This window comes from Dietzia sp. SYD-A1 (assembly GCF_015356725.1).
Lineage (GTDB): Bacteria > Actinomycetota > Actinomycetes > Mycobacteriales > Mycobacteriaceae > Dietzia.
Genome location: NZ_JADDKI010000114.1, coordinates 1 through 14,212 on the forward strand (window position 1 = coordinate 1; position 14,212 = coordinate 14,212).

The 14,212-nt window shown below is 70.9% G+C and carries 15 protein-coding genes and 1 riboswitch; of the genes, 8 read left to right on the forward strand and 7 right to left on the reverse strand.

The window, feature by feature from the left end:
• Nucleotides 1-38 precede the first annotated feature (38 nt).
• On the reverse strand, nucleotides 39-671 hold the full coding sequence (locus tag IY392_RS05355; protein ID WP_107757570.1) for a class I SAM-dependent methyltransferase: 633 nt from the start codon (nucleotides 669-671) through the stop codon (nucleotides 39-41).
• 72 nt (nucleotides 672-743) lie between these two features.
• Here IY392_RS05355 and IY392_RS05360 point away from each other — a divergent pair, with 72 nt between their 5' ends.
• From IY392_RS05360 to IY392_RS05370, 3 genes are all read left to right on the forward strand, one after another.
• Entirely contained in the window at nucleotides 744-1,415 is a 672-nt protein-coding gene (locus IY392_RS05360; protein ID WP_194860714.1) for a PIG-L family deacetylase, read from the forward strand.
• 95 nt (nucleotides 1,416-1,510) lie between these two features.
• The gene (locus tag IY392_RS05365; protein ID WP_107757572.1) at nucleotides 1,511-2,122 is read left to right on the forward strand and encodes a trans-aconitate 2-methyltransferase; all 612 of its coding nucleotides are present in this window, start codon (nucleotides 1,511-1,513) and stop codon (nucleotides 2,120-2,122) included.
• 13 nt (nucleotides 2,123-2,135) lie between these two features.
• Nucleotides 2,136-3,479 carry an MFS transporter gene (locus tag IY392_RS05370; protein ID WP_194860715.1) on the forward strand — a complete coding sequence of 448 codons (1,344 nt, stop codon included), beginning with the start codon at nucleotides 2,136-2,138 and terminating at the stop codon, nucleotides 3,477-3,479.
• Between the two features lie 5 nt (nucleotides 3,480-3,484).
• Here the strand turns inward: IY392_RS05370 and IY392_RS05375 are convergent, their stop codons facing one another.
• On the reverse strand, nucleotides 3,485-4,204 hold the full coding sequence (locus tag IY392_RS05375; protein ID WP_194860716.1) for a nicotinamide mononucleotide transporter family protein: 720 nt from the start codon (nucleotides 4,202-4,204) through the stop codon (nucleotides 3,485-3,487).
• A 93-nt stretch (nucleotides 4,205-4,297) separates the two neighbouring features.
• Nucleotides 4,298-4,492, reverse strand: a riboswitch (FMN riboswitch).
• Nucleotides 4,493-4,644: 152 nt separating this feature from the next.
• Nucleotides 4,645-5,106, reverse strand: a complete 462-nt coding sequence (locus IY392_RS05380; protein ID WP_194860717.1) for a Rieske (2Fe-2S) protein — start codon at nucleotides 5,104-5,106, stop codon at nucleotides 4,645-4,647.
• A 46-nt stretch (nucleotides 5,107-5,152) separates the two neighbouring features.
• On the opposite strand from IY392_RS05380, the gene IY392_RS05385 reads away from it, so the two are divergent.
• Nucleotides 5,153-6,313, forward strand: coding sequence for a pyridoxal phosphate-dependent aminotransferase (locus IY392_RS05385; RefSeq protein ID WP_182612129.1), 1,161 nt, complete (start codon nucleotides 5,153-5,155; stop codon nucleotides 6,311-6,313).
• Between the two features lie 13 nt (nucleotides 6,314-6,326).
• Here IY392_RS05385 and IY392_RS05390 read toward each other — a convergent pair whose 3' ends face one another.
• From IY392_RS05390 to IY392_RS05400, 3 genes are all read right to left on the reverse strand, one after another.
• Nucleotides 6,327-7,292, reverse strand: coding sequence for an NADPH:quinone oxidoreductase family protein (locus tag IY392_RS05390; RefSeq protein ID WP_107757576.1), 966 nt, complete (start codon nucleotides 7,290-7,292; stop codon nucleotides 6,327-6,329).
• A gap of 48 nt (nucleotides 7,293-7,340) precedes the next feature.
• Entirely contained in the window at nucleotides 7,341-7,799 is a 459-nt protein-coding gene (locus IY392_RS05395) for a hypothetical protein (protein ID WP_107757577.1), read from the reverse strand.
• A gap of 81 nt (nucleotides 7,800-7,880) precedes the next feature.
• Nucleotides 7,881-8,543 (reverse strand): NAD(P)H-binding protein, encoded by a 663-nt coding sequence (locus tag IY392_RS05400; RefSeq protein WP_194860718.1) that lies wholly within the window; start codon nucleotides 8,541-8,543, stop codon nucleotides 7,881-7,883.
• A 204-nt stretch (nucleotides 8,544-8,747) separates the two neighbouring features.
• On the opposite strand from IY392_RS05400, the gene IY392_RS05405 reads away from it, so the two are divergent.
• The 4 genes from IY392_RS05405 to IY392_RS05420 all read left to right on the forward strand — a co-directional run bounded on the left by IY392_RS05405 (nucleotide 8,748) and on the right by IY392_RS05420 (nucleotide 13,566).
• A complete protein-coding gene (locus IY392_RS05405; protein ID WP_194860719.1) occupies nucleotides 8,748-10,007 on the forward strand; it encodes an Ig-like domain-containing protein in 1,260 nt (419 codons plus the stop codon).
• Nucleotides 10,008-10,067: 60 nt separating this feature from the next.
• A complete protein-coding gene (locus tag IY392_RS05410; protein WP_228549061.1) occupies nucleotides 10,068-10,925 on the forward strand; it encodes a P1 family peptidase in 858 nt (285 codons plus the stop codon).
• A gap of 182 nt (nucleotides 10,926-11,107) precedes the next feature.
• Nucleotides 11,108-12,466, forward strand: coding sequence for a hemolysin family protein (locus IY392_RS05415; protein ID WP_182612773.1), 1,359 nt, complete (start codon nucleotides 11,108-11,110; stop codon nucleotides 12,464-12,466).
• The gene (locus IY392_RS05420) at nucleotides 12,463-13,566 is read left to right on the forward strand and encodes a CNNM domain-containing protein (RefSeq protein ID WP_107757581.1); all 1,104 of its coding nucleotides are present in this window, start codon (nucleotides 12,463-12,465) and stop codon (nucleotides 13,564-13,566) included. Before IY392_RS05415 ends, IY392_RS05420 begins: the two co-directional genes overlap by 4 nt.
• Nucleotides 13,567-13,609: 43 nt before the next feature.
• On the opposite strand, the gene IY392_RS05425 is transcribed toward IY392_RS05420, so the two are convergent.
• A partial coding sequence (locus tag IY392_RS05425; protein WP_228549062.1) for a DUF4112 domain-containing protein occupies nucleotides 13,610-14,212 on the reverse strand: 603 nt, incomplete at its 5' end.

Below are 14,212 nucleotides of genomic sequence, written 5' to 3' on the forward strand. Positions count from 1 at the left end.
CGACCCGACCGGGGAGTGTGCGGTAGCCGGTCGTGCCGCTAGCGACGCCGCGCCGAACCGCTGAGGATCGGCGTCAGCGGGAGTACCGGCGGGAACGTCCGGGTCCTGAGCCCGGTGACGTCGAACCCGGCCTCGGTCAGCGCCCGACCGGTGTCCCGGTTCGGTCGACACCCCCCGCCGAGCCGACTCCACACCGGCGCGATCCGGTCGGCCACGCGTCCCAGTCGGCCCTCTGCCCTGACGTGTTCGAACAGACGTAGTTCTCCCCCGGGGGCGAGTACCCGATCCGCCTCGGCGAGGGCGGCCGGGACGTCGGGGACCGTGCACAGGACGAGACCGAAGACCACCGCATCGGCCTCTCCGTCCGCGAGCGGGAGCGCCTCCGCCACCGACTCCACCACCTCGACCGGCACAGACGCACGCGCCGCGTAGCGCCGCGCGTGGGCACGGAGATGCGGGTCCGGCTCGATCGCCACCACCCTCGTGACCTGCGGGGGATAGTGCTCGAAGGTGACCCCGCTGCCTGCCCCAACCTCCACCACCGTTCCCGACAGACCGGAGACCAGGCGCCGCCGGGATCTGGCGAGCCCGACGCGCTCGAGAACGGGGCTGGCGATCACCCATGCGCGGGCGAAGAGCGAGACATCGGTCCGATCGTGGGAGGCCTTCATGAGAAGATACGGTACCGGGTATCCAACGACCCGGAACGGCAATTCACCGTCGACGATGAGGGGGCTCGGACCATGGAGAACACGAGCATACTGCCGGGGTGGCGGGCGGTCCTGGCCGTGGTCGCGCACCCCGACGACGAATCCTTCGGCCTCGGCGCGGTGCTCTCGACCTTCGCCGGGGCAGGCTCGCTCGTGGACGTCCTCTGCCTGACAAGGGGCGAGGCGTCGACCCTCCACGGTGTCGAAGGAGACCTGTCACTGATTCGCGAGAGCGAACTGCGGGCTGCTGCCGATGCGCTCGGGGTCCGACGGGTCACCCTGCTGGGCCACCCCGACGGCGGTGTGGCGGCTCTCCAGCCGACCGTCCTCGACGGCGACGTCGAGCGCGCACTGGAGCAGACCCGGCCCGACGGTCTCGTCGTCTTCGACTCCACCGGCATCAGCGGACACCCGGACCACGTGGCGGCCACCGCGGCCGCCGTCCGGGCGGGCGACCGGCACGGACTTCCCGTACTGGCGTGGGCCCTCCCTGACGAGATCTGCGCCAGCCTCGCCTCCGAGGGGTACGCCGGATTCCTCGGTCGGCGCAGCGGGGAGATCGACCTGGCGCTGACCGTCGACCGCACGGCGCAACAGGCCGCGGTGGACTGTCACCCGAGTCAGGCCGTGCCGGGCAGTGTCCTGTGGAGGAGACTGGAGTTGCAGGGCGACACGGAACACCTGCGGTGGCTCCGACGCCCGTGAGCCGTGCCACCCCTCCGCGGCGGGATCACCCGGGTACGCCCCCGACCCAGTAGAAGTAGAACCGAGCAGACGCAGCACCGAAAGGACCGCCGCACGTGGACGCCTCCGAATGGAACGCCCGATACCTCGCCCAGCCCGACGTGTGGGGCACCACCCCCGCGGCACGCATCGTCGCGGAGGTGACCGGTGCCGAGGACGCCGGCCTGCCCGTGGACACCGCGGTGGACCTGGCGTGCGGCGACGGACGGCACGCGCGGTGGCTGGCCGCGCACGGATGGCGGGTCTCAGCCGTCGACTTCTCCGAGGTCGCGATCGATCAGGCCCGAGCCAAGGACTCCGATGACGGCCGTACCGGCAGCGTCGACTGGGTGGTCGGTGACGCCACCACCTGGGAGCCGGAGGAGTCGGTGGACCTCGTCGTCATCGGGTTCCTCCACCTGGACATGGACAGCCTGGTCCGGGTCCTGCGCAACGCCGGCGGGTGGCTGCGACCCGGTGGCCACCTCGTCTATCTCGGGCACGCCGCGGAGAACCTGCGTCGCGGCGTCGGCGGTCCGCAGGACCCGACCGTGCTCCCCGGGATCGCCGATCTGGCACTGGGATCCCAGGGACTCGAGGTGGTCTCGCTGCGTCACGACCTGCGGCCGGCCGGGAAGGCGACCGCGATCGACGTGCTCCTGCACGCACGATCCTGGGTCGACAGATGACCCGGGTCGACAGATGAACCGGACACGCCGGGATCCGGGTTCGGCCACCGGCCCGGGTGACGACCGAGTGCAGCGGCGGGTCGTGACGATCCTGGTCCTGGCGCAGCTGCTCTCCGGCGCGGGACTGGCCGCCGGGGTGACCGTCGGAGCGCTCCTCGCCGAGGACCTGCTCGGCGGGCCCGGCCTGTCCGGCCTGCCATCGGCGCTGTTCACCGGCGGGTCGGCCCTCGCGGCGATCGCCGTGGGCAGACTGTCCCAGGCGCGGGGCAGGCGCCCCGGGCTGGCGACGGGCTTCGCGTTCGGCGCGATCGGAGCGATCGCCATCGTGGCCGCGACGGCCATCGACTCCCTCCCGCTGCTGTTCCTGTCGTTCGTCGTCTACGGCTCGGGCACCGCCACCAACCTCCAGGCGCGCTACGCCGGCGCGGACCTGGCCACCCCCGAGCACCGCGGACGGGCACTGTCATACGTGCTCCTGGGCACCACCGCGGGGGCCGTCGCGGGGCCCAACCTCGTGGGGCCGACGGGAGCGGTCGCCGAGTCGCTGGGCCTGCTCCCCTTGTCCGGTCCGTTCCTCCTCGCCGCCGCGGCCTACGGTGGAGCGGCACTGGTCATCTCACTGCTGCTGCGTCCCGATCCGCTGCTCGAGGCGCGGCGGCGGGCGACGGTGGGGCCGGACTCGGCGACAGCCTCGTCGTCGTTCCCGTCACCGGCCCCCGCGGTCGTCTCCTCCCCCGAGCCGGCCGCACCCTCCCGCATCTGGACCGGGGACGTGCTCACCGGGGTGGCGGTGATGGCCCTGACGCAGTTCGTCATGGTCGGGCTCATGACCATGACACCGGTCCACATGCGCGCGCACGATCACGCGGTGACCGTGGTGGGGCTGGTGATCTCCCTTCACGTGGCGGCGATGTTCCTGCCGGCCCCGCTGTCCGGTTACCTGGTGGACAGGTTCGGCACGCGCCTCGTGGCCGTCTCGGCAGGCCTGGTGCTGCTGACCTCTGGCGTCCTCGCCGCGGTCTCCCCGCCGCAGTCGACCGTGCTGGTCACCACGGCCTTGATCCTCCTCGGGCTCGGATGGAGCCTCGGACTGGTCGCCGGGACCACGGTCCTCACCACGTCCGTGCCGCTCTCGGTCCGCGCCACCGTCCAGGGGCAGGCCGACGTGGCGGTGGCGCTGTCCGGTGCGGCGGGTGGCCTGCTCTCGGGCCTGGTGTTCGCGTGGATCGACTTCCGCGGCCTCGGCTTCGCACTCGCGGCGCTGTCGTTGATCGTCGTGGCCTCGGTGCGGCCGAGGCGTGCGTCACGCGGGGCACCTGAGACGGGAACCGCGCGGCCCTCATCGAAGGTCCGCTGACCGCGTCAGGCAACGGCCACCTGATCCGACCGATGCCCCTCAGAGGACTCCCGCACCCGGGCGGCCAGGTCGACGCGCCACCACACCACGAACCCCCAGACGACGAACGCCCCGTACACCAGATACAACGCAGCTGACGGGTAGTACCCGGCCTTGAGGAGCAACGGGACACCCACGATGTCGACGCCGATCCACAGCAGCCAGAACTCCGTCCAGCCCCGGGCCATGCCGTAGGTGGCCAGGATCGACCCGGTGAAGATCCACGCGTCCGCCCACGGGCCCCACGATCCGAGCTCGGAGAAGACCCACCCGAAGACCAGGGTGCCGGAGATCATACCGACGACGAGTCCCGCCCGTTGCCGGCCCGTGGCCCAGTGCGGATGGACCGCGACCGCCTCGACTCCCGCCTGTCCCGGCAGAGCCGCGCTGGCCCGCCGGTCCCGCGACCAGCGCCACCAGCCGTAGATCCCCACGGCGAGGAACATGACCTGGCGGCCGGCCTGACCGTAGAGATCGACGTCCTGCGGGGTGTGGAAGACGCCTCCGAGGAAGACCGTGAGAAGCGTGAGATTGCCGACGATCCCCACCGGCCAGGCCCATACCACTCGGCGCATCCCGCCGATCGCGGCGGCCAACCCGAAGGCGTTGCCGATGATCTCGCGCCACAGGATCGGTACTCCGCCGATCAACACCTGCGCGTCGAGGAATGAGACGAGAAGGCTCATCGTGTGCCCCTTTCGCGGGCTCAGCACTCCACGGCCCAGGGCGTATGCCGCATCGCCCACGGTTCCGCGGCGGGCCGCGGTCCCTCGGGGACACGCTGTTCTCTTCCATCCGGACTATGACCGTCGGCCCCGGGATCACACCGGGTCTGCTGACCCCCGCGAACGCGGTCCGGCCGGGCATGTCGCCTGGCCGGACCGCGTGTGCGGGGCGCTCGCGGGCTCGCCGCCGACCATGGGGCCGGTGACATCACCGCCGGTGGGGAATCTCACCCCGCCCTGAGAACGTGTTCCCGTTGTACTCCTCCCCGCTGCGACGCCGCAACTCCGGCCGGCGTCGAGAAGGGCGTTCGGCGCATCCTCACCTGACCGATGGGGGCGGGACTCTCTTGCCGACGCGACGTGGGCGCGGTCACCGGTGCCACCCCGGGCGGGGGCGTGGCTCAGCCGATCGTCAGTTGGCCGTTCGCCTCGGTCACCGGGACCACGTCGAGGGGTCGCGGTGCCGGAGCGAGGGTGTTGCGGCCGTCGGTGGCGTCGTACTCCGCGCCGTGGAGTGGGCAGCGCAGGTGCAGGTCGCGGACCACCTGAACGGTCCCACCCTGGTGGGTGCAGCGGGCGGAGTACGCGACGAACTCCCCCTCGGTGGGCTGCGCGACGATCACCGTGGAGTCCCCCGACTTGACCTGCTTGGCGGTCCCGACGGGCACGTCCGACGCGGGCAAGGTGCTGGCCTGCACCTCGGTCGTCTGCTGCACGGTCGAGGCAGGCTCCGCGGGTTGCGTCATCCCGCAGGCCGAGGCGATCCCCGGCAGCAGGATGATCCCGGGGAGAGCGGCCAGGACGGTACGGCGCTGCGTGCACGGTCCGACGGTGACGGATGCTGCGGCGGGGTGCTCGGTCATGTGGCCCATCGTATCGGGCGGCCACGACCGACCTAGGCTGCGTTCCATGACCGTCCGACGCCTCCTGCCCCACGCCACCACGATCTTCTCCGAGGTCACCCAGCTCGCTGTGCGGTTCGGGGCCGTCAACCTGGGACAGGGCTTCCCGGACACCGACGGCCCCCCGTCGATGATCGAGGCCGCGGTGCGCGCCATGCGGGAGGGACACAACCAGTACCCACCCGGGACGGGGGTACCCGAGCTCCGGCACGCGATCGTCACGCACGAGACCGGGCACACGGGGCTGGTCCACGATCCGGACACCGAGGTACTGGTGACGGTCGGCGCGACCGAGGCGATCGCCGGTGCGGTGCTCGGCCTGGTGGAACCCCACGACGAGGTGGTGGTGATCGAACCGTCCTACGACTCCTACGCCGCCACCGTCGCGATGGCCGGGGCCACCCGGCGCCCCGCGCGGATGGTCCGCTCGGACGACCGTTTCCGCCTCGACGTGGACTCCCTGCGGGCGGCGTTCTCCCCGCGGACCCGGGCGGTGCTGGTCAACTCTCCGCACAACCCCACCGGTGCAGTGCTGCCCCGGGAGGATCTCGAGCAGATCGCGGCCCTGTGCCGCGAGTTCGACGCGATCGCGATCTCGGACGAGGTCTACGAACACCTGACGTACGACGACACCGAGCACGTCTCCATCGCCACCCTGCCGGGCATGGCCGAACGCACCCTGCGGATCTCGAGCGCCGGCAAGATGCTCAACTGCACGGGCTGGAAGATCGGGTGGGTGACCGGCCCGGCCGGGTTGGTCGCGGGTGTCCGGGCCGCCAAGCAGTACATGAGCTACACCGCCGGTACCCCGTTGCAACTCGCCGTCGCGCACGCCCTGAGCCACGAGGACGAGTGGATCCGGGCGCTGCGGGCGCAGATGCAGGACAGGCGGGACCAGCTCGTGGGGATACTCACCGGGATCGGAGTGGATCTCGCCGTCACCCAGGGGACCTATTTCCTCACCGCGGACCCCCGGCCGCTCGGCGTCACCGACGCCGCGTCGTGGTGCCTGGAACTGCCCGAGAAGGTCGGCGTGGCGGCGGTTCCGTTCGCGCCGTTCACCGACACCTACTCCGCCGAGTGGTCGCATCTGGTGCGGTTCGCGTTCTGCAAACGACCCGAGGTGCTGTCGGAGGCCGGGCGCAGGCTGCGGGCGCTCGCGCCCTGAGACCGCGGGACTCTCAGCGCCCGGTGGTGAGGACGATCTTGCCCACCGCGCCGCGGCCGTCCATGAGTTCCAGAGCCTCGGACGCCTTGTCCAGCGGGAGCTCGACGCCCACGAGCGGGTCGAGCTTCCCCGCGGCCAACAGAGGCTCCACCTCGGCCCACTGTTTCTGCAGGTATCCGGGGTTGCTCATCCAGTACTCGCCCCAGCCCACCCCCACGGCGCTCTTGTTGCCGAGCAGCAGGCGGTTGACCTTGACCGTGGGGATCTCGCCACCGGTGAAGCCGATCACGAGGATCCGCCCCTCCTGCCCGAGGGACCGGATGGAATCGGTGAACCGGTCGCCTCCCACGGGGTCCACCACGATGTCCACGCCCTTGCCGCCGGTGAGCTCCTTCACGGCGTCCTTGAAACCCTCGGGGGCGATGGCGTCGGACGCTCCGGCCCTGAGCGCCAGCTCCCGCTTCTCCTCGGAGGAGGCGACCGCGATCACGCGGGCACCGGATGCCACGGCGAACTGGGTGGCCGCGATGCCGATACCGCCACCCGCGCCGTGCACGAGAACCGTCTCCCCGGGCTCGAGTCGGCCGCGGTGCGCCAGGGCGAAGTGCACGGTGAGGACGTTCATCGGAATGGACGCGCCCTGGGCGAAGGTCATCGAATCGGGGAGCCGGAACACCTGGGCGGGGTCGGTGGAGACCACCTCGGCGAACCCTCCGAGGCCGGGGAAGGCGCACACGCGGTCGCCGGCGGCGAATCCCGACCCCTCGGGGGCGGAACGGACCACACCCGCCACCTCCGATCCGGGCACGAACGGCAGCGGCGGCGAGATCTGGTACTTCCCGCGGGTCTGGAGGACCTCGGGGAAGGTCACCCCCGAGGCGTGGACGTCGATGAGGACCGCTCCCGGCTCCGGCTCGGGGAGATCCACGACCTCCAGAGCGGCGGGTCCGTCATGGGATGAGATGTGAATGGCACGCATGGCCCCATAGTGTCAGCACACCCGTCGCGCCGGAACCGACGCACCGGATCACGTCTCGAGGTGCACCGGCGGGTTCGGCTCGTCCGTCTCGGGGTGGCGACGCAGTCCCCGGCGTCGATGGAGATGCAGGGCGAGCCCCACGGCCACCACCACCTGGCCCACCTGGAAGGCCAGCGCCATCAGGATGAACTCCCGCCCGAACGTGGTGGGCAGGACCAGCAGCAGCGCGCAGACGCCCAGCAGCGTCACCGTGAGCATCTGGCCACCGGCGAGGAGTCGACGCGGGGTGGTGACCAGACGGCCACGGGACAGCAGCAACACCGAGTTCAAGGCCACGAGAAGGCAGACCGGAACCCCGATCTGCGAGGGGAACAGGAACATGACCACGAACAAGGGGTGCGAGCTGAGCGTGACGGTCCCGGTCGCGACGAACTGCGGGACGCTCCACAGCGCGGTGATGAGAGCGCAGGTCACGGTGATCCACGAGCCGCCCACCAGGATCCGCACCCGACGAGGATAACCGCGCCCCCAACCGGTGCGGCCCCTGCCCACCGCTCGGACCGGCCACGCCGCGAGGCCCCCCGCTACTCACTCCCTGGTGAGGGCCTCGCCTATGGGGGTGGGGCCGTCGGAGAACTCGATGGTGCGACCGATGGTGTCCGGCCTGCGCAGGACGGCCGCGGTGACGGCGGCCACGACGTCCCGGCTGGTGGCCCTGTCCTCGCGCTTCTCGGCACCCACGCCGATCGACTCCCCGCCGGCGTCATCCGTGAGCTTCCCCGGGCCGAGGATGGTCCACTGCAGTTCCGAATCCCGCAGGTGGGCATCGGCGTCGGCCTTGGCCTGCGCGTAGGGGTAGAACGAATCGCCCTCGGGCACGCCGTGCTCGGGTCCGGCCCCGTCGTAGGAGATCATGACGTAGCGCTCGACCCCCTCCTGCACGGAGGCGTCCATGGATCGGATCGCGGCGTCGCGGTCGACGGCGTAGGTGCGATCGGCGTCTCCGCCACCCGCTCCGGCGGCCCACACCACCGAACCGCTGCCGCGGAGCACCTCCCGCCATCCCTCGACGTCGAGCGTCTCGACATCCGCGACGACGGGGGTCGCGCCCACCTCCCGGATGTCGTCGGCCTGGTCCGGATTCCGGATCACCGAGTACACCTCGGCGCCCGCCCCCGCCAGGATCCGGGCCGCGCGGAGCGCCACCTTGCCGTGTCCGCCGATGATGGTCACAGGGCGTTCGATACTCATGGCCTCCGTTGTACTCCTCCACCCCGCCGTCGTGTGAGTCGCAGATCACTTCCCGGTCACCGTCCGGCCCGATCCGGTCACAACTCCACAACGACACGCCGTGGGCGCCCGTGTGGGTTCGCGTCCTGTCGGACCCTGCGTGCATCATGTGCTCATAAGCCGGTACTCACCGGTGAATCCCCAGCAATGCCCTCGGAGTCACGCATGTCCTTGTCCCGGTCCGGGTCGCTCACGCCCTCGGCGTCTCAGGCGCCCTTCGTCCTCCTCGCCGGGCTCCTGGCCCTCCTGCTCGTCGCGACCGGATGCACCATCCCCGTGCCCACGGGGTCCGCGGGCGAGACCACCCCGACCGAGACCTCGGAGGCGCCGGTTCCGGCGACCCTGCAGGTCACCCCGGCGGACGGCGCGACGGACGTGGCCGTGGTGGACGGCGTCCGCGCCCGGGTGGAGAACGGTTCGCTCAGCGAGGTGGTGCTGACCAACGACGCGGGCAAGGAGATCGAGGGCGAGCTGTCGCAGGACGCGACGTCGTGGGAACCCGCTGTCACCCTCGGATACGGGCGCACCTACACGCTGGATATCACCTACCGCGGAGCGACGGGCGGCCCGCGGACCGACTCGCGCACCTTCACCATGGCCACCCCACAGGCCATCGTCACCCCCAGCCTGGTCACCCCGGGCGGTGGCGCCCTGGAGTCGGATCGCGAGTACGGCGTCGGCATCATCGTGGCGGCGAGATTCGATCAGCCGGTCGCGGACAGGGAGACCGTCGAGAAGTACATGACGGTCACGACGGAACCGGCGGTCGAGGGCAACTGGTTCTGGCTCGACGACGCCACCGCGCACTGGCGGCCCCGGGACTACTACGAGACCGGCACCCGGGTGAGCGTGGATCTGGACACCGAGGGCAGGAACCTCGGCGGCGGCCAGTGGGGTGGAGAGGGCGCGGAGGTCGACTTCACCATCGGTGACCGCCGGGTGGCCATCGCGGACGACGACACCAAGACGGTCTCGGTGTTCCACAACCAGCAACTGGTCAAGACGATGCCCACGTCGATGGGCAAGGGCGGCTGGGCGACCCATAACGGCGTGAGCATGCACTTCTGGACCCAGCGGGGTGTCTACACCGTCCTCGACAAGGCCAGCACGGTGCTCATGGACTCCTCGACCTACGGTCTACCGCTCGACGTCGGGTACCGGGTGACGGTCGACCACGGGGTGCGCCTGACCAACGAGGGCATCTACTTCCACGCTCTCGCCTCGTCGATGTGGGCGCAGGGCAACACCAACGTCTCGCACGGATGCCTCAACCTGTCCCCCGATGACGCCGCCTGGTACTTCGACCAGGCGGTGGCCGGAGACATCGTCGAGGTCCGGAACACCGGTGGCCCGGAACAGCAGGTCCACCAGAACGGGGACTGGGCGGTCCCGTGGAGCACCTGGCAGAAGGGTTCCGCGGACTGAGGGTTCCTTTTGCCGGGGTCGACACGCTACTTTTGCGCGATGGAGCCCCGCTCACCCCAGATGAGACTGCCCGGAGTCGCGATCGGCCACTGGACGGATCCTTCCGCGTTGACGGGGTGCACCGTGGTGCTGCTCCCCGAGGGGTCGGTGGCATCGCGCGAGGTGCGGGGTGGCGCGCCGGCGACCCGCGACCTCGACGCACTCTCGCCGGACAAGGCGGTGACCTCCGTCGACGCCGTCGTCCTCACCGGAGGCTCCGCGTTCGGTCTCGCGGCCGCCGAGGGGGTGATGCGGTTCTGCGAGGAGGCCGGGAGGGGCGTTCCCACGCCCGGCGGGCGCGTCCCGATCGTCCCGGCCCTGGCGCTGTTCGACCTCGGGGTCGGCGATCCGAAGGTCCGCCCGTCGGCCGCCGACGGGTACACCGCCGCCGCCGCGGCCACCGGCCCGCTGGTCGAGGTGGGGCAGGTGGGCGCGGGCACCGGGGCGTTCACGTCGCAGTGGCGCGGGGTCGAGAACATCCGTCCGGGCGGTATCCGCTACGCGGAGAGCACCGTGGGCGACCTGGTCGTCGGGGCACTGTGTGCGGTGAACGCCTACGGTGACGTCGATCCGGGGGGGACCGAGGTGGACCTCGCCAGCGTGGCGAACCTCGTGCCGCCGTTCGACTACGCCTCCGATCGCGTGCACACCACCATCGGAGTGGTGATCACCAACGCGAGGCTGGACAAGACCGCCTGCTTCGTCGTCGCCCAGGGCGCCCATGACGGCCTCTCCCGGTCCCTGACTCCGCCGCACACCCGATACGACGGAGACGGCTTCGTCGCAGTGGCGACCGGGGAGGTGCCCGCCGACGTCGACACCGTCCGCCTCATGGCGCTCGACGCCGTCTCCCGGGCGATACGGTCCGCCGGATCCTGATCCACCCGCCTGGACGGTTCACGGAACAGAGTCGACAATTCCGGTGTTGGGCGGGACAATGACTTGTCAACCCGGGCATCGGCCCGCGGGGTCACCGACGAAAGCGCAGGAGCACCTCCAGTGAGCCGAGCCGACACACCGGCCCGATCTATCAGCCCCCTTCTCGGAAGGGGGAACACCGGATGAGCATCGCGCTCTCACTTCTCATCGGCGTGGTGGTGGTCTTGGCCATCACCGCACTCACGGGCTACTTCGTGGCCCAGGAATTCGCGTTCATGGCCGTCGACCGCTCCCGGATGGGGGCCGCGGCGGAGAAGGGCGACCCGGCCGCGTCGCGTGTCCTCGGCGTGACCAGGCGGACGTCCTTCATGCTCTCGGGCGCCCAGCTCGGGATCACCGTCACCACCCTGGTCGTCGGGTACGTCGCCGAACCGCTCATCGGTCGCTCGATCGGCGAGCTCCTCGGCCTGGCCTCCGTGCCCCAGGGGATCGGAGTGGTGGTCGGGACGGTCCTGGCGCTGCTCTTCTCGACGGTCGTGCAGATGATCTTCGGCGAGTTGGTGCCCAAGAACCTGGCCATCGCCCGACCGGAGCCGGTCGCACGCTGGCTGGCCCGGTCCACCACGATCTACCTCGCCCTGTTCGGCTGGCTCATCGGCCTGTTCGACAAGGCGTCCGAGGCCCTGCTCAGGGCCGTCGGCATCGAGCCGGTCCACGATAAGGAACACTCCGCCACCGCTCGCGACCTGGAGCACATCGTCGCCGAGTCCGAGGAGACCGGCGAGCTGTCCGAGGAACTGAGTCGACTGCTGGACAGGATGCTCGACTTCCCCGGCCAACCCGCCGAGCACGCCATGATCCCGCGCAGCCGCACCGACGTGGTGCGGGCGGAGGACACGGTCACCGAGGTCCTGTCCAAGATGGCCACCGGACACACCCGCTACCCGGTGGTCGGCGACGACTCCGACGACGTGATCGGCATCGTGGACCTCCACGACCTGCTCTCGGTGTGTGACGACGACCGGGCGGACCTCACGGCGGTGTCGACCCTCATGCGGGCACCGATCATCGTGCCGACCTCGCTGCCCCTTCCGGAGGTCGCCACCCGCCTGGGTTCCCACAAGTCCGAGATGGCGGTGGTGGTGGACGAATACGGTGGTTTCGCCGGTGTCGTGACCATGGAGGACATGGCCGAGGAGATCGTCGGCGAGATCGCGGACGAGCACGATCCCCAGCAGGCGGCCGGGACCCCGGTCAGCGAGGGACTGGGCTGGCTCCTGGCGGGTGACACCCATCTCGACGAGGTGGAACGCCTGCTCGAGATCACCCTGCCCGAGGTGGACGCCGAGACCCTCGGTGGACTCGTGATCGAGACGACCGGAGACCTGCCCGAGGTGGGTGACCGCGTCGACATCCCTCTCCCCGACACAGACGTGCTGGAGGAGATCTCCGCCGACAGGGTCCTGCGGACCGAGGTGCGCAGGATCGAACGCCGCGTTCCCGCTGAGCTGCATGTCGTGGTCGAGGAGGCCGCGCGATGAACCCCACCACCACCCTGCTCGCCGCCGAGGCCGGAACGGGCCTCACCAGCAACCCGATCGTCGTGGTGCTCGCCACGATCGTCCTCATCTCCGCGTCCGCGTTCTTCGTGGCCGTCGAGTTCTCCCTGATCTCCGCGCGACGCCATCGCCTCGAGGACGCGGCGGCCTCGAGCGCCGCCGCCCGGGCGGCCCTGCGCAACGCCTCCGAGCTCACGCTGCTGCTCGCGGGGTCCCAGCTCGGGATCACGCTGTGCGCGCTGGCACTGGGCTCCATCACCAAACCCGCGGTCCACCACTGGTTCACGCCGGTGTTCGCGAGCTGGGGGTTGCCCTACTGGACGGCCGACGTCATCGCCTTCGTCCTGGCGCTGCTCATCGTGACCTTCCTCCACCTGGTGGTGGGCGAGATGGCCCCCAAGTCGTGGTCCATCACGCACCCCGAGTACTCGGCCACGCTGTTGGCGATACCGATGCGGGGCTTCCTCTGGATCACCCGCCCGCTGCTGGTGGCGCTCAACACCCTCGCCAACCGGATCCTGCACCGGATCGGGGTGGAGACCCGCGACGAGGTGGCCTCCGGCCAGGACGCCGACTCCCTCCGCGAGCTCGTCCGCCACTCCGGCGAGGCCGGCACGCTCGACGACACCCACCACCGGCAGCTGCTCAGCGCCCTGGAGCTGCAGGAACTCACCGTGGGGGACCTGCTGGGCGATCGCGGGGTCAACGCGCCCGCCGCGCCGGATGAGATGTCCTCGGTCGACGTGGACGCCTCCCCGGAGGACATCCGCGAGACCGCCCGCCGCACCGGTCATCTCCGGCTGCTGGTGCTGGACGGGGAGACCGCGGTGGGTGTGGTGCACGCGCGCGACGCGATCAACATCCAGTCGGGGGCCACCGCACGGGAGCTCATGCGGCCGAGCCTGTCGCTCGAGCACGACCTGTCGGTGGCCGAGGCGTTCCGCCGGATGCGCGAGGCGCGGGCTCACCTCGTCGTCGTCGAACAGTCCGGTGGCCACCCGGGCACCCACGTCTCCGAGGTCAGAGGGGTCCTCACGCTGGACGACGTGGTGCGGCGTCTCCTGCCGGTCACCTCCGTCTAGCTCGCGGGCCCGGACGCGGGGACGGGGCCGGTCTCGGGGCGGGTCAGAACAGGCCGATCAGCCTGAGCAGGCCCCACAGCGCAAGACCCGCCATGCCGAGCAGCACCAACAGCATCAGTCCCACCGCGCCTACCGCCCGGAGCAGGTACCCGCGGGCGTCGGTGTCCACGCGTCTGCCCTCGGCGATGGTCCGGTCGACCAATCTCAGGTTCTTGGACGTGGCCTTGTGGGCGGCGTCCGCAACGTCGCCCACGAAGGGGATCACGCCGAGCACGGCGTCGACGAGGTAGTTCCAGCCCATGCGGAACAGGATGTGGACGGGGACCCGGTTGCGTATCGCCTCCGCCAACACCGCTGCCGCGACAACGGTCCCCAGCGCGTCCCCGACGACGGGTACCAGGCCGATCACCGGGTCCAGCCCCACCCGATACCGTGTGCCCGGGATGCGCACCAGATCGTCCATGACGCGCGCGAGGCCGGAGGTCACGGGGGACGACCCGGTCCTCAGCGCGACGGCATCCGGAGGCCGGGCCGCCGCGGGGTCGGCCCCCGGGCGACTGTCCGGGTGGGGTCGACGGCTGGTCATGGCCGACGAGCCTACGGGGGCGGGGACGACCCGCCACCGCGACCCGGGGCCGGTGTCCGG

Excerpts from the sequence above, each read along its gene's own strand:
- IY392_RS05370 (WP_194860715.1), top strand. The coding sequence starts at position 2,136 with ATGAACCGGACACGCCGGGATCCGGGTTCGGCCACCGGCCCGGGTGAC.
- IY392_RS05420 (WP_107757581.1), top strand. The coding sequence starts at position 12,463 with ATGAACCCCACCACCACCCTGCTCGCCGCCGAGGCCGGAACGGGCCTC.
- IY392_RS05375 (WP_194860716.1), bottom strand. The coding sequence starts at position 4,204 with ATGAGCCTTCTCGTCTCATTCCTCGACGCGCAGGTGTTGATCGGCGGA.
- IY392_RS05405 (WP_194860719.1), top strand. The coding sequence starts at position 8,748 with ATGTCCTTGTCCCGGTCCGGGTCGCTCACGCCCTCGGCGTCTCAGGCG.
- IY392_RS05360 (WP_194860714.1), top strand. The coding sequence starts at position 744 with ATGGAGAACACGAGCATACTGCCGGGGTGGCGGGCGGTCCTGGCCGTG.
- IY392_RS05385 (WP_182612129.1), top strand. The coding sequence starts at position 5,153 with ATGACCGTCCGACGCCTCCTGCCCCACGCCACCACGATCTTCTCCGAG.
- IY392_RS05355 (WP_107757570.1), bottom strand. The coding sequence starts at position 671 with ATGAAGGCCTCCCACGATCGGACCGATGTCTCGCTCTTCGCCCGCGCA.
- IY392_RS05380 (WP_194860717.1), bottom strand. The coding sequence starts at position 5,106 with ATGACCGAGCACCCCGCCGCAGCATCCGTCACCGTCGGACCGTGCACG.
- IY392_RS05410 (WP_228549061.1), top strand. The coding sequence starts at position 10,068 with ATGAGACTGCCCGGAGTCGCGATCGGCCACTGGACGGATCCTTCCGCG.
- IY392_RS05390 (WP_107757576.1), bottom strand. The coding sequence starts at position 7,292 with ATGCGTGCCATTCACATCTCATCCCATGACGGACCCGCCGCTCTGGAG.
- IY392_RS05400 (WP_194860718.1), bottom strand. The coding sequence starts at position 8,543 with ATGAGTATCGAACGCCCTGTGACCATCATCGGCGGACACGGCAAGGTG.
- IY392_RS05415 (WP_182612773.1), top strand. The coding sequence starts at position 11,108 with ATGAGCATCGCGCTCTCACTTCTCATCGGCGTGGTGGTGGTCTTGGCC.